At 68.1% G+C, this 17,578-nt stretch carries 18 protein-coding genes; 12 read left to right on the plus strand and 6 right to left on the minus strand.

The genetic code is table 11. From position 1 onward, the window contains the following. Positions 1–4 precede the first annotated feature (4 nt). The gene (locus CQY20_RS18110) at positions 5–727 is read right to left on the minus strand and encodes a ferritin-like domain-containing protein (RefSeq protein WP_133119084.1); all 723 of its coding nucleotides are present in this window, start codon (positions 725–727) and stop codon (positions 5–7) included. 33 nt (positions 728–760) lie between these two features. Here CQY20_RS18110 and CQY20_RS18115 point away from each other — a divergent pair, with 33 nt between their 5' ends. Next, positions 761–2,125 (plus strand): DNA polymerase IV, encoded by a 1,365-nt coding sequence (locus CQY20_RS18115; protein ID WP_097941468.1) that lies wholly within the window; start codon positions 761–763, stop codon positions 2,123–2,125. On the opposite strand, the gene CQY20_RS18120 is transcribed toward CQY20_RS18115, so the two are convergent. Next, on the minus strand, positions 2,107–2,565 hold the full coding sequence (locus CQY20_RS18120) for a hypothetical protein (protein ID WP_097941469.1): 459 nt from the start codon (positions 2,563–2,565) through the stop codon (positions 2,107–2,109). The genes CQY20_RS18115 and CQY20_RS18120 overlap by 19 nt on opposite strands. 88 nt (positions 2,566–2,653) lie before the next feature. Further along, positions 2,654–3,595: an asparaginase gene (locus tag CQY20_RS18125; protein ID WP_234816300.1), complete on the minus strand. Its 942-nt coding sequence runs from the start codon at positions 3,593–3,595 to the stop codon at positions 2,654–2,656. A 41-nt stretch (positions 3,596–3,636) separates the two neighbouring features. Here CQY20_RS18125 and lspA point away from each other — a divergent pair, with 41 nt between their 5' ends. The 7 genes from lspA to dnaE all read left to right on the plus strand — a co-directional run bounded on the left by lspA (position 3,637) and on the right by dnaE (position 11,782). Continuing rightward, the gene (gene lspA, locus CQY20_RS18130) at positions 3,637–4,197 is read left to right on the plus strand and encodes a signal peptidase II (protein WP_097941471.1); all 561 of its coding nucleotides are present in this window, start codon (positions 3,637–3,639) and stop codon (positions 4,195–4,197) included. Continuing rightward, entirely contained in the window at positions 4,197–5,126 is a 930-nt protein-coding gene (locus tag CQY20_RS18135; protein WP_097941472.1) for an RluA family pseudouridine synthase, read from the plus strand. The genes lspA and CQY20_RS18135 overlap by 1 nt, the downstream gene beginning before the upstream one ends. 23 nt (positions 5,127–5,149) lie before the next feature. Then, the gene (gene rarD / locus CQY20_RS18140; RefSeq protein ID WP_097941504.1) at positions 5,150–6,085 is read left to right on the plus strand and encodes an EamA family transporter RarD; all 936 of its coding nucleotides are present in this window, start codon (positions 5,150–5,152) and stop codon (positions 6,083–6,085) included. Positions 6,086–6,136: 51 nt separating this feature from the next. After that, positions 6,137–6,493, plus strand: coding sequence for a hypothetical protein (locus tag CQY20_RS18145; protein ID WP_097941473.1), 357 nt, complete (start codon positions 6,137–6,139; stop codon positions 6,491–6,493). Continuing rightward, positions 6,493–6,981, plus strand: a complete 489-nt coding sequence (locus CQY20_RS18150) for a YciI family protein (RefSeq protein ID WP_308494410.1) — start codon at positions 6,493–6,495, stop codon at positions 6,979–6,981. The genes CQY20_RS18145 and CQY20_RS18150 overlap by 1 nt, the downstream gene beginning before the upstream one ends. Beyond that, positions 6,981–8,186, plus strand: a complete 1,206-nt coding sequence (locus CQY20_RS18155; protein ID WP_234816301.1) for an RNA polymerase sigma factor — start codon at positions 6,981–6,983, stop codon at positions 8,184–8,186. Before CQY20_RS18150 ends, CQY20_RS18155 begins: the two co-directional genes overlap by 1 nt. Before the next feature lie 65 nt (positions 8,187–8,251). Next, the gene (gene dnaE / locus CQY20_RS18160; RefSeq protein ID WP_097941475.1) at positions 8,252–11,782 is read left to right on the plus strand and encodes a DNA polymerase III subunit alpha; all 3,531 of its coding nucleotides are present in this window, start codon (positions 8,252–8,254) and stop codon (positions 11,780–11,782) included. Positions 11,783–11,914: 132 nt separating this feature from the next. On the opposite strand, the gene CQY20_RS18165 is transcribed toward dnaE, so the two are convergent. Next, positions 11,915–12,748 carry a class I SAM-dependent methyltransferase gene (locus CQY20_RS18165; RefSeq protein ID WP_097941476.1) on the minus strand — a complete coding sequence of 278 codons (834 nt, stop codon included), beginning with the start codon at positions 12,746–12,748 and terminating at the stop codon, positions 11,915–11,917. A 111-nt stretch (positions 12,749–12,859) separates the two neighbouring features. On the opposite strand from CQY20_RS18165, the gene fadD11 reads away from it, so the two are divergent. Continuing rightward, positions 12,860–14,683 carry a fatty acid--CoA ligase FadD11 gene (fadD11, locus tag CQY20_RS18170; protein ID WP_097941477.1) on the plus strand — a complete coding sequence of 608 codons (1,824 nt, stop codon included), beginning with the start codon at positions 12,860–12,862 and terminating at the stop codon, positions 14,681–14,683. Next, positions 14,680–15,081 (plus strand): SRPBCC family protein, encoded by a 402-nt coding sequence (locus CQY20_RS18175; RefSeq protein ID WP_097941478.1) that lies wholly within the window; start codon positions 14,680–14,682, stop codon positions 15,079–15,081. The genes fadD11 and CQY20_RS18175 overlap by 4 nt, the downstream gene beginning before the upstream one ends. Here CQY20_RS18175 and CQY20_RS18180 read toward each other — a convergent pair. After that, on the minus strand, positions 15,078–15,272 hold the full coding sequence (locus CQY20_RS18180; RefSeq protein ID WP_097941479.1) for a hypothetical protein: 195 nt from the start codon (positions 15,270–15,272) through the stop codon (positions 15,078–15,080). The genes CQY20_RS18175 and CQY20_RS18180 overlap by 4 nt on opposite strands. Before the next feature lie 92 nt (positions 15,273–15,364). Between CQY20_RS18180 and CQY20_RS18185 the strand changes: the two genes are divergently transcribed. Both CQY20_RS18185 and ilvA read left to right on the plus strand, forming a co-directional pair. Then, on the plus strand, positions 15,365–15,799 hold the full coding sequence (locus tag CQY20_RS18185; protein WP_097941480.1) for a nitroreductase family deazaflavin-dependent oxidoreductase: 435 nt from the start codon (positions 15,365–15,367) through the stop codon (positions 15,797–15,799). Between the two features lie 41 nt (positions 15,800–15,840). Next, the gene (gene ilvA / locus CQY20_RS18190) at positions 15,841–17,124 is read left to right on the plus strand and encodes a threonine ammonia-lyase IlvA (protein WP_097941481.1); all 1,284 of its coding nucleotides are present in this window, start codon (positions 15,841–15,843) and stop codon (positions 17,122–17,124) included. Here ilvA and CQY20_RS18195 read toward each other — a convergent pair. Then, positions 17,112–17,561: a hypothetical protein gene (locus CQY20_RS18195; RefSeq protein WP_097941482.1), complete on the minus strand. Its 450-nt coding sequence runs from the start codon at positions 17,559–17,561 to the stop codon at positions 17,112–17,114. The genes ilvA and CQY20_RS18195 overlap by 13 nt on opposite strands. Between the last annotated feature and the right edge of the window lie 17 nt (positions 17,562–17,578).

A 17,578-nucleotide genomic window follows, 5' to 3' on the forward strand; every position in this document is an offset into this window, starting at 1 on the left:
GCGGTCAGCGGCGCAGCACGGCGGCGGCCAGCGTCGCGAAGTCGGCGAGCACGTCGCGGATGAAGCGGGTGCGCCGGTAGCCGATCGCATCGAGCAACCGGCCGTGGTCGACGGCGACCACCGTCGTCGCGCCGATCGCGGTCAGCCACCAGAAGGCCAACGCCACCGCCCGCGTCGGCGGGCGTGCGTCGGCGAAACCTGCGCGCAATCGGTCCCGCTGGAACCGCACGTGCGGGTGTTCGTCTGCGACGATGCGGGCCGCTACCGCGCGCACCACGGGATCGGGGCCCGCGCCGGCCAGCCCGCCGTAGTACGACAGCGCGACCACCTCGGCGACGGCCAGCACCATCAACTCCGTGCGCAGCCCCATCAGCCTGCGCAGGCGCACGAACACCGCATCGGACCAGTGTTTGCGCATCGGTTGGCCGCCGAGATAGCCGAGCAGGCGCAGTAGCAGTGCCGCATGCTGCTGCTCTTCGGCCACGAAAAGTTCTGCCGCTTGCCAATATTCGGTATCACCCGCGCGCGCTGCCTTGCGCAGCAGTTGCTCGCCGTCGCCGCTTTCGCCGAGCTGGAAACGCCGGATCGAGTCGATCAGCGGGCGCCGCAGCGCTTCACCGATCTCGCATGGCTTGTCGAACGGGATCGCCGCGTCGGTCTCGGCGTGCACCTGTTCGTTTTTCCGGAAGTGGTCGACCCAGCTGGCGAAGGCGACCTGTTGAGTCATGGCGGCCACGCTAGCGCCTTAGCATCGGCAGTTGTGGCTGCGCGTTGGGTGTTGCACCTCGACATGGACGCATTCTTCGCGTCGGTCGAGCAACTGACCCGCCCGACGCTGCGCGGGCGACCGGTGCTCGTCGGCGGGTTGGGCGGCCGCGGCGTGGTCGCGGGCGCCAGCTACGAATCGCGCGTCTACGGCGCCCGATCGGCCATGCCCATGCATCAGGCCCGCAGGCTCGTCGGCGCGACCGCCGTGGTGCTGCCGCCGCGCGGTGTGGTCTACGGGGTGGCCAGCCGCCGCGTGCTCGACACGGTCAGAGAAACCGTGCCGGTGCTCGAGCAGCTGTCCTACGACGAGGCGTTCGGCGAGCCCGCCGAGCTGGCCGGGGCCGGCGAGCGCGACGTGCAGGCGTTCTGCGAGGCGCTGCGGGCCAAGATCCGCGACGTGACGGGGCTGGTCGCCTCGGTCGGTGCGGGATCGGGGAAACAGATCGCCAAGATCGCCTCCGGGCTGGCCAAACCCGACGGCATCCGCGTGGTGGCCCGCGACGAGGAGACGCGGCTGCTGGCCGGTCTGCCGGTGCGGCGGCTGTGGGGGATCGGCCCGGTCGCCGAGGAGAAGCTGCATCGGCTGGGCATCGAGACCATCGGCGCGTTCGCGGCGCTCTCGGACGCCGAGGCGGCCAACATCCTCGGCGGAACCGTCGGGCCCGCACTGCATCGGCTGGCCCGCGGCATCGACGATCGGCCGGTCGCGGAGAACGGGCCCGCCAAGCAGATCAGCGCCGAGTCCACCTTCCCGCAGGACTTGACGACGCTGGATCAACTGCGCGAAGCGGTGGGGCCGATCGGCGAGCATGCGCACGCCCGCCTCGAGAAGGACGGCCGCGGCGCGCGCACGGTCACCGTCAAGCTGCGGAAGGCCGACATGAGCATCCTGACCCGCTCAGCGACCCTGCCGTACGCCACCACCGACGCCGCGACACTGATCGCAATGGCCAGGCGGCTGCTGCTGGACCCGGTGGAAGTGGGGCCGATTCGCCTTGTCGGCGTTGGCTTTTCGGGCCTGTCCGAAGTGCGCCAGGAGTCGCTGTTTCCCGACCTGGAGTTGATCGCCGAGGACGTGCCTGCCACCGGATTGCCGCAGACGTTGACCGAAGCCACCGAGCGCGCCTCGGCCTGGCGGATCGGCGACGACGTCAGCCACCCCGATTACGGGCACGGCTGGATTCAGGGCGCCGGGCACGGCGTGATGACCGTGCGCTTCGAGACCCGAAGCACCGGGCCGGGTCCCGTGCGCACATTTCCCGACAGCACGCCCGAGATCGAGCGCGCCAACCCGGTCGACAGCCTGGACTGGCCGGAACACGTCAGCGAGTTGAACCGCTACCAGAGCTCTCCGTAGGTGGCGGCGACGACGAAGCCGTGGTCGTCGTAGGTCTCGCAATGCACCGTGCCCTGATGCTCGACGGCACACGTGGCGCCCCAGTTCTCCAACCGGCACCCCTCGGGTAGGACATCGACGTCGCGGGTGAACGACGGCGTGTCGGAGTGCCGGTACTCCGCGGGCCCCCAGCTGTTGACGACGACCTGGTTGGTGCCGGGCGGCGCATCGGTGGGCACCGCGTCACACCCGACCGGCCCGCCGTTCGGGCCGATCCCGCAGTGCCGTCCATCGGGCGTCTTGAAGAATTTGTGGGCGTAATCGGTGTCGGTGGTGTAATTCCCTTGCGCGAGCGGGTATTCGCGGATGTCGTTGTGGTCGTGCGGCGGTTCCGCAGCGGCGCTCTGCGCAACGGACAAACCGACGAATGCCACAGCGGCCACGATGACGGCTCTGCGCATGTCACCCTCCCCTCGTCAGCCCCGCCGGGCTCCCGTCCATTCAGCCCCATTGGGCTCCCGTCCATCAGCCCCATTGGGCTCCCGTCCATCAGCCCCATTGGGCTATCACGTCATTGACCGGTGAGCCGCTCGCCAAAGCGGCCATCACCAGCACACGGGCCTGCGGCGGCCGCAGGCGTGGCACCATCACCGCGCCGGCGTCCACCAGATCGCGACCCGGCCCGTACCCGGCGCCGACCTTACCGCCGGGGACGCGGGTCGACACCGCCACCTCCACGCCGTCGCGGCAGTGCCGCCGCACCGCCTCGATCATCGCCGCGCCCGCGTTGCCCGCCCCCAACGCCTCCAGGACCACGCCCCGCGCGCCTGCCCGCACGCACGCGTCCAGCGCCACACCGTCGGCGCCCGGATACACCGCGAGGATGTCGACGCGTGGCGCGTCGGCGCTGGGCAGCGCTCCGAAGAACGGCCGCTGCTTGGCGCCGTGCTGGGTGAAGCGTCCGTCGGCGACGGCCCCGACGGCGACCCCGTCAAACCCCGTGAGGTCGGCCGTTGCCACCTTGTGCAACCCGAGCGGTTGCCACACCGTGCCTGCGAAGCTGACCAGAACGCCGAGGCCGCGCGAACGTGGATCGGCCGCGACGGCCAGCGCGTCGCGCAGATTCCGCGGGCCGTCGGCGTCGGGCGCGTCGGCGCTGCGCTGCGCGCCGGTGAGCACGACGGGCAGTGCGCCGTCGTAGGTCAGCTCCAGCCAGAGCGCCGTTTCCTCCATGGTGTCGGTGCCGTGCGTGACCACCACACCGTCGGCGCGTGACGGCGTAGCGACCGCGGCGACCGCCGTGCGCATCGAGTCCCAATCGGCAGGCGTCAGCTGCGAACTGTCCAGCGACATCAGGTCGATCACCTCGACGTGAGGCCCTTGCAGCCCGGACACCAGCTCGACACCGCTGGTGGTCGGTCGTTTGACGCCGTCATCGCCGACGTTGCTGGCGATCGTCCCGCCGGTGGTGATGACGACGAGGCGGCTCACGCCCTCATCATCGCAAAGCCGACCTTTGGAATGATGGGAGAGTGACTGATGAATCGGCCCATTCGAGCGAGCCGCTGACCGCTGGGCAGGACGAGCAGCCGAAGCCTCGGCGCCGGACCCGGCTGCTGGTGACGGTCGCATCGGTCGTGTTGGCGCTCGACATCGTCACCAAGGTGCTGGCGGTCAACCTGCTCACGCCCGGCCAGCCGGTGTCGATCATCGGCGACACCGTCACCTGGACCCTGGTGCGCAACTCCGGCGCCGCGTTCTCGATGGCGACGGGCTACACGTGGGTGCTGACGCTGATCGCCAGCGCCGTGGTGGTCGGCATCATCTGGATGGGCAGGCGGCTGGTGTCGCCGTGGTGGGCGATCGGTCTCGGCATGATCCTCGGCGGGGCGTTGGGCAACCTCGTGGACCGGTTCTTCCGCTCACCGGGGCCGCTGCAGGGCCATGTCGTCGACTTCCTGTCCATCGGCTGGTGGCCGGTGTTCAACGTCGCCGACCCGGCGGTGGTCGGCGGCGCGATCCTTCTGGTCGCGCTGTCGCTGTTCGGCTTCGACTTCGACACCCCAGGCAGGCGGAAGGCCGAACCCTCCTGATGGGCACCAAGTCGATGCCCGTTCCCGAGGGACTGGCCGGCATGCGGGTCGACGCCGGGCTGTCCCGCCTCCTCGGCCTGTCCCGCACCGCGGCCGCGACGCTGGCCGAAGAAGGCGGCGTCGAGCTGGACGGCACCCGCGTCGGCAAATCCGACCGGCTGACGGCGGGCGCGTGGCTGGAGGTGCGGCTGCCCGAACCCCCCGCGGCGCCGCAGAATACGCCCGTCGCCATCGAGGGGATGACGATCCTGTACTCCGACGACGACATCGTGGCCGTCGACAAACCGGCGGGAGTGGCCGCCCACGCCACCGTGGGATGGGAAGGGCCGACGGTGCTCGGCGGGCTGGCCGCGGCCGGATTCCGCATCTCCACCTCGGGCATCCACGAACGACAAGGCATCGTGCACCGGCTCGACGTCGGAACCTCTGGCGTGATGGTGGTTGCGCTGTCCGAGCGCGCCTACACCGTGCTCAAGCGGGCGTTCAAGCAGCGCACGGTGGAGAAGAGGTATCACGCTCTGGTGCAAGGACATCCGGATCCAACCAGCGGCACCATCGACGCGCCCATCGGCAGGCATCGCGGACACGACTGGAAATTCGCCGTCACACGCGACGGGAGGCACAGCATCACGCACTACGACACGCTGGAAGCACACCAGGCCGCCAGTCTGCTCGACGTGGAACTGGAAACCGGTCGCACACACCAGATTCGGGTGCACTTCGCCGCATTGCACCATCCGTGTGCAGGCGACCTGACCTATGGCGCCGACCCGGTGCTGGCGAAACGGCTTGGGCTGGAACGGCAATGGCTGCACGCGCGGTCGTTGGCGTTCGCGCATCCCGCCGATGGTCGCCGCGTGGAGATCACCAGTCCCTACCCCTCCGACCTGCAGCACGCTCTTGACATGCTGCGCAACCACGAACTGTGAGCGGGGGCCAGCGGCGCGCCGGTCTGCTGTTCGGTGTCGGCGCCAATGTGTGGTGGGGTCTGTGCCCGGGGTTCTTCCTGTTGCTGCTTCCCGCGACCGCGCCCGAGGTGCTGGCCCACCGGTTCGTGTGGAGTGCCGTGGCACTGGTGATCCTTCTCGCCGTGGTGCGCAGGCTCGGCGATCTGCGCAGGATGCGCGCAAAGACCTGGCTCCAACTGCTGGCCGCGTCGGCGCTCATCGCGACGAACTGGGGCACCTACATCTGGTCCGTCACACACGGACACGTCGTCGACGCGGCGCTCGGGTACTTCATCAATCCGTTGGTCACCGTGGCGCTCGGCGTGGTCATCTTCCGCGAGCGGGTCAACGTCTGGCAGTCGTTGGCGCTGGTACTGGCCGTCGGCGCGGTGGTGATCCTGACCGCCGAGGTCGGTCAGGTGCCCTGGATCGCGCTGATCCTCGCGGTGACGTTCGCGCTGTACAGCTTGGTCAAGAAGGTGGTCGACGCCGATCCACGGGTCAGCGTCGCAGTCGAGACGCTGTGGGCATCGCCGATCTCCATCGGCTTCATCATCTGGCTGCAGGTCACCCACCAGTCGCACTTCACCAGCCACGGGTGGGGCCACACGGTGTTGATGATGATCGCCGGGCCGGTCACCGCGACGCCGCTGCTGCTGTTCTCGGCCGCCGCGCAGCGCCTTCCGATGGTCACGCTTGGCCTGCTGTTCTACCTCAATCCCGCCCTGCAGATGGCATGGGGCGTGCTGGTCGGACACGAACCGATGCCGGTCGGCCGGTGGCTGGGCTTCGTGCTGATCTGGCTGGCGCTGGTGGTGTTCACCGCCGATGCGGTGCGGCGGGCACGACGCACACCCCAGGACGTCGTCGGGGCCGAACTGCAGACAAGTCCAACAAGTGCCGAAAAAAGTGTGACAGCGCCGGGCCGTCGCGACTCCTAGCAGGTGAACGTCGCCCAACCGGGGTGGCGACCACCGAAAAGGAGAAACATCATGTCCATTCGCACCACCGCTCGGCGCAGCGTCGGCCTCTTCCTGCTCGCGGGCGCCGCCTCGGGCGTCATCGCCATGGCCAACGCCGCAACCGCGTCGGCCGAGGAGAATTCGCTCTACATGCCGAGCGTGCCCTCCCGCAACGCCGACATCGTGATGCTCAACCCGCAGCCTCTGCCGCCCGGCCCGGATCGGGTCATGCTCAACCCGCAGCCGCTGCCGCCCGGCCCGGACCGGGTCATGCTCAACCCGCAGCCGCTGCCGCCCGGCCCGGACCGGGTCATGCTGAACCCGCAGCCGCTGCCGCCTCACCCGGACTGGACGCGCCGAGTGATCCTGTCCCGCCTGGCGTTCTGATGGGCGCCCTTGCGGTATTGCGCGGGCCCGTCGGCCGCCAACTGTCGATTCAGCGGCAGTCCAGTCGTCACAACGGTGTCAAGCTGACACACGACACCGAGGAGGACACCATGCGGTACTGCCTGCTGATGCACTACCAGGAGGCCGGCGAGCTCGGGCTCACCGAAGAGGACATGGCCCCGGCCATGGCCGCGTTCCAGGCCTACGCCGACGACCTGTCGGCGGCGGGCGTGCTCATCGACACCGAGGTGCTCGAACCGGTGATGGCCACGACGACGGTGACCGCGCGCAACGGCACACCCGAGGTGCAGGACGGTCCGTTCATCGACACCAGGGAACGCCTCGGCGGCATCTTCGTCATCGAGGTCGACAACCTCGACGAGGCGATCAAGTGGGCGCAGCGCAACCCGGCCAACGGCTGGGGGTCCATCGAAATCCGGCCGGTGGCGCGGACATACGCCGCCGAACGCGGGTGGTATCAGCCCTAGTGGTCCAACAGCGGGTAGCCGATCTGGTACGCGAGTGCCATGGTCGGCTACTCGCCTTGTTGGCCGCCCCCACCCGCGACATCGCCGCCGCCGAGGACGCGCTCGCCGACGCGGTGGAGCGCGCGCTGAAACGGTGGCCCGACGACGGCATCCCCGCCGACCCCGAGGCCTGGCTGCTGACCGTCGCCCGCAACCGGATGCGCGACATGTGGAAATCGCATGCCTACCGGATGACGCGGCCGATCGCCGAATTCGATGACAGCCCAACCGAAGTCGGCGACGAGCCGGCGATCCCGGATCGCCGCCTGGAGCTGATGTTGGTGTGCGCCCACCCGGCCATTGCGCCGGAGGTCCGCACGCCGCTGATGCTGCAGGTGGTGCTCGGCGTGACGGCCACCGCCATCGCCGAGGCCTTCGCGGTCGAACCCGCCGCGATGGCGCAGCGGCTGGTGCGGGCCAAGAAGCGCATCCGCGACGCGGGCATCCCGTACGTGCTGCCCGAGCGCGAGGACCTCGCCGCCCGGCTGCCCGCGGTGCTCGAAGCCGTCTACGGTGCGTACGCGATCGACTGGCAGCTGGTGCCGCAGGGGGCGCCGCTGGAAACCCTGTCCGCCGAGGCGCTGCACCTGTCGCTGGTGCTCGCCGAACTGCTGCCCGACGAGCCGGAGGTGCTCGGCTTGGCGGCGCTGATCTGCCTGTCGCAAGCCCGCAGGCCCGCACGACGCGGCGCCGACGGCTGCTTCGTTCCGCTCGACCGGCAGGACACCACCCGGTGGGACATCGCGCTGATCGCGCGCGGCGAAGCACTGTTGCGGCGCGCTCACGGTTTCGGCAGGCCGGGCCGCTTCCAGTACGAGGCCGCGATCCAGTCGGCGCACTTCACCCGACCCCGCGACCTGGCCGCGTTGCGCAAGCTGTACCGCGCGTTGCTGCGGGTGGCGCCGTCCCTCGGCGCCGCGGTGGCGTTGGCCGCCGTCGAGGGGGAGATCGACGGGCCCGAGGCGGGGTTGCGGCAGCTCGACGCGATCACCCAACCCGCCGTCGAGCGTTTTCGACCCGCGTGGACCACGCGTGCGCACCTGTTGGCCGAGGCGGGCCGCAGCGCCGAGGCCGCCGACGCCTACCGCATGGCCATCGGCTTGACCGGCGATCCCGGCGTCGAGGCGTACCTCCGTGAACAGCAACGTTCACTAGAGCTTCACTAGAGCGCTAAGACACGCACCGCGACACGCCGAAACTCGTCGGTGCCCGGCCATAGACTGGCGTGCCTATGAACCAGTCGTCCTTCGTGCACCTGCATAACCACACCGAGTACTCGATGCTGGATGGTGCCGCGAAAATCGGCCCGATGCTGGCCGAGGCGCAGCGGCTGGAGATGCCGGCGATCGGCATGACCGACCACGGAAACATGTTCGGCGCCAGCGAGTTCTACAACGCGGCCACCGAGGCCGGTATCAAGCCGATCATCGGCGTCGAGGCCTACATCGCGCCCGGCTCGCGCTTCGACACCCGTCGCATCCTGTGGGGCGATCCCAGCCAGAAGTCCGACGACGTCTCGGGCAGTGGCTCTTACACCCACCTGACGATGATCGCGGAGAACGCGACGGGCGTGCGCAACCTGTTCAAGCTGTCGTCGCTGGCGTCCTTCGAGGGCCAGCTCGGCAAGTGGGCGCGCATGGACGCCGAGATCATCGCCGAGCACGCCGCGGGCATCATCGCCACCACCGGCTGCCCGTCCGGCGAAATCCAGACACGGCTGCGGCTGGGCCACGAGAAGGAGGCACTGGAGTCGGCCGCGAAGTGGCGCGACATCTTCGGCGCGGACAACTACTTCCTCGAGCTGATGGATCACGGGCTGGCGATCGAGCGGCGGGTCCGCGAGGGCCTGCTGGAGATCGGCCGCAAGCTCGACATCCCGCCGCTGGCCACCAACGACTGCCACTACGTCACCCGCGACGCCGCCCACAACCACGAGGCGTTGCTGTGTGTGCAGACCGGCAAGACCCTGTCAGACCCGAACCGGTTCAAATTCGACGGCGACGGCTACTACCTGAAGTCAGCCGCCGAGATGCGCGCGCTGTGGGACGACGAGATTCCCGGCGCCTGCGATGCGACGCTGCTCATCGCCGAGCGCGTGCAGTCCTACGCCGACGTGTGGACGCCGCGCGACCGTATGCCGGTCTTCCCGGTGCCCGAGGGACACGACCCGGGGTCGTGGCTGCGCCACGAGGTCGACGCCGGACTGCGCCGCCGCTTCCCCGACGGCGTGCCGCCGCAGTACGTCGAACGCGCCGCCTACGAGATCGACGTCATCTGCGCCAAGGGCTATCCGTCGTACTTCCTCATCGTCGCCGACCTCGTGAATTACGCGCGCTCGGTCGACATCCGGGTGGGGCCGGGCCGCGGGTCGGCCGCAGGGTCGCTGGTCGCTTACGCGCTGCGCATCACCGACATCGACCCGATCGAGCACGGGCTGCTGTTCGAGCGCTTCCTGAACCCCGAGCGCGCCTCCATGCCCGATATCGACATCGACTTCGACGACCGCCGGCGCGGCGAGATGGTGCGCTACGCCGCCGACAAGTGGGGCCACGACCGCGTCGCGCAGGTGATCACGTTCGGCACCATCAAGACGAAGGCGGCGTTGAAGGACGCCGCCCGAATCCATTACGGCCAGCCCGGTTTCGCGATCGCCGACCGGATCACCAAGGCGCTGCCGCCGCCGATCATGGCCAAGGACATCCCGCTGGCGGGCATCACCGACCCCACCCACGAGCGGTACAAGGAAGCCGCCGAGGTGCGCGGCCTGATCGACACCGACCCCGACGTGCGCACCATCTACGAGACGGCCCGCGGTTTGGAGGGGCTGATCCGCAACGCCGGCGTGCACGCGTGCGCGGTGATCATGAGCTCCGAGCCGCTGACCGAAGCCATCCCGCTGTGGAAGCGGCCGCAGGACGGCGCGATCATCACCGGCTGGGACTATCCGTCGTGCGAGGCCATCGGCCTGTTGAAGATGGACTTCCTCGGCCTGCGCAACCTGACGATCATCGGCGACGCGCTGGAAAACATCCAGGCCAACCGCGGCATCGAGCTCGACCTGGAGTCGGTTCCGCTCGACGACCCCAAGACCTACGAATTGCTCGGCCGCGGCGACACTCTCGGCGTGTTCCAGCTCGACGGCGGGCCCATGCGCGACCTCCTGCGCCGCATGCAGCCGACCGGGTTCGAGGACGTCGTCGCCGTCATCGCGCTGTACCGGCCCGGCCCGATGGGCATGAACGCCCACAACGACTACGCCGACCGCAAGAACGGCAGGCAGGCGATCAAGCCGATCCACCCCGAACTCGCCGAGCCGCTCGAGGAGATCCTGTCGGAGACCTACGGCCTGATCGTCTACCAAGAGCAGATCATGCGGATCGCGCAGAAGGTGGCAGGCTACTCGCTCGCCCGAGCAGACATTCTGCGCAAGGCCATGGGCAAGAAGAAGCGTGAGGTGCTCGACAAGGAGTACGAGGGCTTCTCGGAAGGCATGAAGGCCAACGGTTTCTCGGCCGGCGCCATCAAGGCGCTGTGGGACACCGTGCTGCCGTTCGCCGACTACGCGTTCAACAAGTCGCACGCCGCGGGGTACGGGTTGGTGTCGTACTGGACGGCGTATCTGAAGGCGAACTATCCGGCCGAGTACATGGCCGGGCTGCTGACGTCCGTCGGCGACGACAAGGACAAGGCCGCCGTGTATCTGGCCGACTGCCGCAGGCTGGGCATCACCGTGCTGGCGCCCGACGTCAACGAGTCCAGCCTGAACTTCGCCTCGGTCGGCGAGGACATCCGCTACGGCCTCGGCGCGGTGCGCAACGTCGGCGCCAATGTCGTTGCGTCGCTGATTCAGTCGCGCACCGACAAGGGCAAGTTCGTCGACTTCTCCGACTACCTCAACAAGATCGACATCGGCCCGTGCAACAAGAAGGTGACCGAGTCGCTGATCAAGGCGGGCGCGTTCGACTCGCTCGGGCATCCGCGCAAGGGGCTGTTCTTGGTGCACTCCGACGCCGTCGAATCGGTGCTCGGCACCAAAAAGGCCGAGGCGATGGGGCAGTTCGACCTGTTCGGCGGCGCCGACACCGCCACCGACGCGGTGTTCACCATCAAAGTCCCCGACGAGGAGTGGGACGACAAGCACAAGCTCGCGCTGGAACGCGAGATGCTCGGGCTGTACGTGTCGGGCCATCCGCTCAACGGCGTCGCGCACCTGCTGGCCACGCAGGTCGACACGCAGATCCCGGCGATCCTCGACGGCGATGTGCCCAACGACGCCCAGGTGCGTGTCGGCGGGATCCTCACCGGCGTGAACCGTCGCGTCAACAAGAATGGGATGCCGTGGGCCTCAGCCCAATTGGAGGATCTCACCGGCGGCGTCGAGGTGATGTTCTTCCCGCACACCTACTCCAGCTACGGCGCCGAGGTCGTCGACGACGCGGTGGTGCTGATCAGCGCCAAGGTCCGCATCCAGGACGACCGGATCTGCCTGATCGCCAACGACCTCATCGTGCCGGACTTTTCGAACGCCTCGGTGGATCGGCCGCTGGCGGTCAGCCTGCCGACACGGCAATGCACCATCGAGAAGGTCACCGCGCTCAAGCAGGTGCTGGCGCGCCACCCCGGAACGTCGCAGGTGCACCTGCGGCTGATCAGCGGCGAGCGCATCACCACACTCGAGCTGGATCAGTCGCTACGGGTGTCGCCGTCGTCGGCGCTGATGGGTGATCTCAAGGCGCTGCTGGGCCCCGGCTGCCTGGGCTGATACCCGCGGCCGCCTGCTCTTCGGCGCCGAACGTGAAGAATTGGTGGGAAATCGGCCTGAAACTCGCAAATGCTTCACGTTCGGCGCATAGGGGCGACGAGGCTGGGGCAGGCAAGGGGAGGTCGGGCGAAACTAGAACGCGTATCGCAGGATTCGTGCCTTGCGGCGTCCGGTCTTGCTGTAGCGCGCCATTTTCGACATCACCCTGATCCAGCCGGGGAACAAATCCACTTCAGGGGCGTAAGTGAGGCTGGCCTCTTCGATCAACCGCATGCGAGGATTCCATGTCTCCGGGTAGTGGGCGTCCTTGAACCCCGGATAGCCGAACTGGCTGCCGACGTCCTTGAACATCTTCTGCGGGTAGAGCTTGATCGCCACCCGGCTGACCCAACCGATCCGCCCGTAGTCGTTGAAGGCAAGCTCACCGGAAGCGAAATGCTCGGTGATGCGCCTGAAGATGCCCACGATCGCGGGTTCGGTGAGAAAAGCGAATAACCCGTCGGCGATCAGCATGGTGGGGCGATCCGCGGGAATGCCGTCGGGCCAGCCGCGGTCGGTCAATGACGCCGCGACCGTGTGCGATTGCGGCGCCGCAGGCAACACCTCGTCGCGGACCGCGGCGATGCCCGGCAGGTCGACGCTGTACCAGTCCACGGTCGGCGGGGGAGCCACCCGGTAGTAGCCGCTGTCGAGCCCGGCGCCGAGGTCGACGACGACGGCATCGGTATGCCTGCGCACGAAGTCGCGCACTCGGTCGTCGAGCATTTTCGCGCGCAGCGCCGTCTGGCACACCACGCTGGTCTGAACGCCCAGCCCCGCGAAGTCGTAGTCGATCTTGCCCACCACTTCGTCGGCGAGGGTGTCGCCCAGGATCGGCTTGGGCCATCGGCTGTCCAGCGCCCTGGCGTACACGGTGAGAAATGCGGTCTGCTCGACCGGCGACAGGCCGGTGGTGGCGATGCCCATAGCGGCGAACGTACTCCTGCTTCCTGGCTGAACGATCGGCCCCAAGACGTTCAGCGCGTTGAGCTTACGAGAACGGCCCACCCTCACAGGGTGAGTCTCTAAGTTGTCATCATGAGCACCTCCGATCTGCCCGCCACGCTGTGCGAGGCCTTCCAACGCACCGCCGCGATCGACCCGGATGCGATCGCGCTGCGCACACCCGGCGACACCCAGACCCTGACCTGGCGCGAGTACGCCGAGCAGGTCCGGCGGGTCGCGGCCGGGCTGGCCGGCCTCGGCGTGCGTCGCGGCGACACGGTGTCGCTGATGATGGCCAACCGCGTCGAGTTCTATCCGCTCGAGGTGGGCGCCCAGCACGTCGGCGCCACCTCGTTCTCCGTCTACAACACGCTGCCCGCCGAGCAGCTGGTGTACGTGTTCGACAACGCCGACACCAAGGTGGTGATCTGCGAGGCGCAGTACGTGGACCGGATCCGCGCCAGCGGCGCCGAAATCGAGCACATCGTGTGCCTCGACGGAACACCGAAGGGCACACTGAGCGTCGACGACCTCATTGCCGCTGGCGTCGACGACTTCGATTTCGAATCCTCTTGGCGGGCTGTGCAACCCGACGACGTAGCGACGCTGATCTACACATCCGGAACGACCGGCAACCCCAAAGGCGTCGAGACCACGCACGCCAATCTGCTGTTTCAGGCGCACGCCATCGACGACGTGCTCGGCGTGCGGTTCGGTGACCGCAGCACGTCGTTTCTGCCGTCCGCCCACATCGCCGACCGGATGGGTGCGCTGTACCTGCAGGAGGTCTTCGGCACGCAGATCACCACGGTCGCCGACCCCCGCGCGATCGCCGCAGCGCTGCCCGATGTCCGCCCGACGATTTGGGGCGCCGTGCCACGGGTGTGGGAAAAGCTCAAGGCCGCAATAGAATTCGCCGCCGCCAACGAGCCTGACGAGACCAAGCGGATGGGCCTGCAGTGGGGGCTGTCGGTGGCCGCCAAGAAAGCCGACGCCCTGCTCGCCGGCGGACCCGTGCCCGACGACGTCGCCGCGGAATGGGTGCAGGCCGACGAACTGGTGCTGTCGAAGGTCCGCGAGAAGATCGGCCTGGACCAGACCAGACATGCGGTGTCGGGCGCCGCGCCGATTCCGAAGGAGACGCTGGCTTTCTTTGCCGGGCTTGGCATTTCGATCTCCGAGGTGTGGGGCATGTCGGAACTCAGCTGCATCGCCGCCGTCAGCCACCCGTCTGAGGCGAAGCTGGGCACGGTCGGCAAGCTGGTGCCCGGCATGGAGTGCCGCATCGCCGACGACGGCGAGTTCCTGATCCGCGGCCCGCTGGTGATGAAGGGGTACCGCAAGGAGCCGCAGAAGACGGCGGAGGCCATCGACGAGGACGGCTGGCTGCACACCGGCGACATCCTCGAGATGGATGAAGACGGCTATCTCACGGTGGTCGACCGCAAGAAGGAACTCATCATCAACGCCGCGGGCAAAAACATGTCGCCCGCCAACATCGAGAACACCATCAAGGCCGCGTGCCCGCTGATCGGCGTCGTGCTCGTGGTCGGCGACGCCCGCCCGTACAACACGGCGCTGATCGTCCTCGACGCCGAGTCCGCGGTGCCCTACGCCACGCAGCGAGGACTCGCCGATGCCTCGCCCGAAGCGCTGGCCAGCCACCCGGACGTCATCGCCGAGATCGCCGCAGGCGTCGCCGAGGGCAACACGAAACTGGCGAAGGTGGAGCAGATCAAGCGGTTCCGGGTGCTGCCGACGTTCTGGGAGCCCGGCGGCGACGAGATCACGCTGACGATGAAGCTCAAACGCAAGCCGATCCACGAGAAGTACGCCGCCGAGATCGAGGACCTCTACGCCCAGGAGATCAGAGACGGCGTCCATGAGCCCAAGGCAGCGGCGGGAGCGGCGACATGAACTCACGGCATGTCAGCGTGTGGATCGACGTCGCGCCCGATATCGCCTACGCCGTGGCCGGCGACCCCGAGCAGTTGCCCAAATGGGCGTCGGGACTCGCGGCGGGCGACCTACGCAAGACCGCCGACGGCTGGGTCGCCGATTCGCCGATGGGTGAAGTGACGATCGAGTTCGCGCCGCCGAATGAGTACGGGGTGCTCGACCACGTCGTGCGGCTGCCGAACGGCGAGGCCGTCTACAACCCGATGCGGGTGGTGCCTGCCGGCGAGGAGCAGGCCCGCTGCGAAGTGGTGTTCAGCGTCCGCCAGCGCCCCGGCATGAGCGAAGAGGAGTTCGAGTCCGACGCGGCGACGGTCGCCGCCGACCTGGACCGGCTGCGTCGGCTCCTGGAGCGCTAGCGGCGCTCGACCTTCGCGCGCAGGCCCACCCACGCGCCGGTGGCGGCTGCGGCGCCGGTCAGCACGGCCGGTGCCGCGCTCATGGTGACGATGCCGACGCCGAGCAGTACCACGGCGCCGACGAGCAGCGCCACCAGCTTGTACGCCGGCCAGGGCACGCCCGCAATGAGCACTTCGTCCCTTACCGTCATAGTTTCACGATAGCTCGTAAGCCAAGTTTCGGCCAGCCGAAACACTGAATCCGGCCGCTCGGTTTCCCAGCGTGTCGGCCTATTGTGTGGGCATGCCACTTACAGGGGAATACGAACCGAGCACGTCGGACTGGGCACGCGAGCACGTCGAGAAGATCGAGCAAACCGGCGCCGCCGCCGCTGAGCTCAATGGCAAGCCAGTCGTCGTGCTGACCACCATCGGCGCCAAGACCGGCAAGCTGCGCAAGACCCCGCTGATGCGGGTCGAGCACAACGGCGAGTACGCAGTCGTGGCCTCGCTGGGCGGCGCGCCCAAGAACCCGGTGTGGTACTACAACGTCAAGAAGAACCCGCGCGTCGAACTGCGCGATGGTGACACCACCCGCGAATACATCGCCCGCGAGGTCTTCGGCGACGAGAAGGCGACCTGGTGGAAACGCGCCGTCGAGGTCTGGCCCGACTACGCCGAGTACCAGAAGAAGACCGACCGTGAAATCCCGGTCTTCGTGTTGACGCCCGTCAGCTAATCCGTTTTGGCGGGAAAACGCGCAGATGGCACCATTGATCGGTGACCACTGAACTGAGCCGGCCCACTCGCACGTCACCGCCGCTGACCGCGGCGGACATCGAAGCCGCGGCTCAGCGAATTTCCGACGTGGTGACGCAGACGCCGCTGGAGTTCAGCGAGCGGCTGTCGCAGGCCACCGGGGCGACGGTCTACCTGAAGCGTGAAGACCTCCAGTCCGTGCGCTCGTACAAGCTGCGCGGGGCCAACAACCTGCTGCGGCAGCTGTCGCAGGCCGAGATCGCCGCAGGGGTGGTGTGCTCGTCGGCGGGCAACCACGCCCAGGGCTTCGCGATGGCGTGCCGCTCGATGGGCATTCACGGCCGCGTCTACGTCCCGGCCAAGACGCCCAAGCAGAAGCGTGACCGCATCCGCTACCACGGCCGCGAGTTCATCGAGCTGATCCCCGTCGGCAAGACCTACGACGAGGCCGCCGCCGCCGCGCTCGAGGACGTCGCCCGCACCGGCGCCACCCTGGTCCCGCCCTATGACGACGTTCGCACGATGGCCGGACAGGGCACCATCGCGGTCGAACTGCTCGACCAACTCGACGACGAGCCGGACCTGGTGATCGTCCCGGTCGGCGGCGGTGGCTGCATCGCGGGCATCACCACCTATCTGGCCGAGCGGACGACCCGCACGTCGGTGCTCGGCGTCGAACCGGCCGGAGCCGCAGCGATGATCGCGGCGCTGGCCGCCGGTCAGCCGGTCACGCTGGACCACGTCGATCAGTTCGTCGACGGCGCCGCCGTAAATCGCGCCGGCGACCTGACCTACGCGGCGCTGGCCGCGGCGGGGGACATGGTGTCGATCACGACGGTCGACGAGGGCGCGGTGTGCACCGCGATGCTCGACCTGTACCAGAACGAGGGCATCATTGCCGAGCCGGCGGGCGCTCTGTCGGTGACCGCGTTGCTGGAGGCCGACATCGAACCGGGGTCGACGGTGGTGTGCCTGATCTCCGGCGGGAACAACGACGTGTCGCGGTACGGGGAGATCCTCGAACGCTCGCTGGTGCACCTCGGGCTGAAACACTATTTCCTGGTTGACTTTCCGCAGGAACCCGGCGCGTTGCGCCGCTTCCTCGACACCGTTCTCGGCCCGAATGACGACATCACGCTGTTCGAGTACGTCAAACGCAACAACCGCGAGACCGGCGAGGCGTTGGTGGGCATCGAGCTGGGTTCGGCCGCCGATCTGGACGGCCTGCTCGAGCGGATGAAGGCATCCGACATTCACGTCGAAAAGCTCGAACCCGACTCGCCGGCGTATCGCTATCTGCTCTGATCCGGCGGCGCCGGTTTGAGTTCGACGATGCATTCGTCGTTGGCCCGAAAGAGCGGCGCCAGCGCAAGCTCTCGCTCGGCGGCAACGTCTGTCAACATGGCTGCCCATTGTCGGTCCAGCTTCGAGATTCCGCCGACGCCGGGTCGTGTCAGCAAGAGGGCCGCGGTGGTGCCCGGTTCGAATTTGTACAAAACCCAGTACAGACGGATGACGACGTCGGTGACGTAGTCCTTCCGGGGCCGTGCCGGCATCGGGATCTGCGTCATCGTCTTGTAAAGCCGCCGGTCGGCTCCGATGAAGCCGACCCAGAGCAGACGTTCGGCAAAACCGAGCGGCTCCATCAGCGCCCGCCAGCGCTGCCGCAGATCGGCGGGCGAGTACACGGGATCCGTCGCCGTCTCAATGGGTGGAATCGGAAGCAGCTCTTGATGAGTCATCCACGAATCATCGACGC

Origin of the sequence: Mycolicibacterium agri, assembly GCF_002553505.1 — a bacterium.
In the GTDB taxonomy this organism is placed as follows: Bacteria; Actinomycetota; Actinomycetes; order Mycobacteriales; family Mycobacteriaceae; genus Mycobacterium; species Mycobacterium agri.

Excerpts from the sequence above, each read along its gene's own strand:
- CQY20_RS18120 (WP_097941469.1), bottom strand. The coding sequence starts at position 2,565 with ATGCGCAGAGCCGTCATCGTGGCCGCTGTGGCATTCGTCGGTTTGTCC.
- CQY20_RS18145 (WP_097941473.1), top strand. The coding sequence starts at position 6,137 with ATGTCCATTCGCACCACCGCTCGGCGCAGCGTCGGCCTCTTCCTGCTC.
- CQY20_RS18175 (WP_097941478.1), top strand. The coding sequence starts at position 14,680 with ATGAACTCACGGCATGTCAGCGTGTGGATCGACGTCGCGCCCGATATC.
- CQY20_RS18135 (WP_097941472.1), top strand. The coding sequence starts at position 4,197 with ATGGGCACCAAGTCGATGCCCGTTCCCGAGGGACTGGCCGGCATGCGG.
- CQY20_RS18150 (WP_308494410.1), top strand. The coding sequence starts at position 6,493 with ATGGGCGCCCTTGCGGTATTGCGCGGGCCCGTCGGCCGCCAACTGTCG.
- CQY20_RS18185 (WP_097941480.1), top strand. The coding sequence starts at position 15,365 with ATGCCACTTACAGGGGAATACGAACCGAGCACGTCGGACTGGGCACGC.
- CQY20_RS18195 (WP_097941482.1), bottom strand. The coding sequence starts at position 17,561 with ATGACTCATCAAGAGCTGCTTCCGATTCCACCCATTGAGACGGCGACG.
- fadD11 (WP_097941477.1), top strand. The coding sequence starts at position 12,860 with ATGAGCACCTCCGATCTGCCCGCCACGCTGTGCGAGGCCTTCCAACGC.
- dnaE (WP_097941475.1), top strand. The coding sequence starts at position 8,252 with ATGAACCAGTCGTCCTTCGTGCACCTGCATAACCACACCGAGTACTCG.
- CQY20_RS18110 (WP_133119084.1), bottom strand. The coding sequence starts at position 727 with ATGACTCAACAGGTCGCCTTCGCCAGCTGGGTCGACCACTTCCGGAAA.
- CQY20_RS18180 (WP_097941479.1), bottom strand. The coding sequence starts at position 15,272 with ATGACGGTAAGGGACGAAGTGCTCATTGCGGGCGTGCCCTGGCCGGCG.
- CQY20_RS18165 (WP_097941476.1), bottom strand. The coding sequence starts at position 12,748 with ATGGGCATCGCCACCACCGGCCTGTCGCCGGTCGAGCAGACCGCATTT.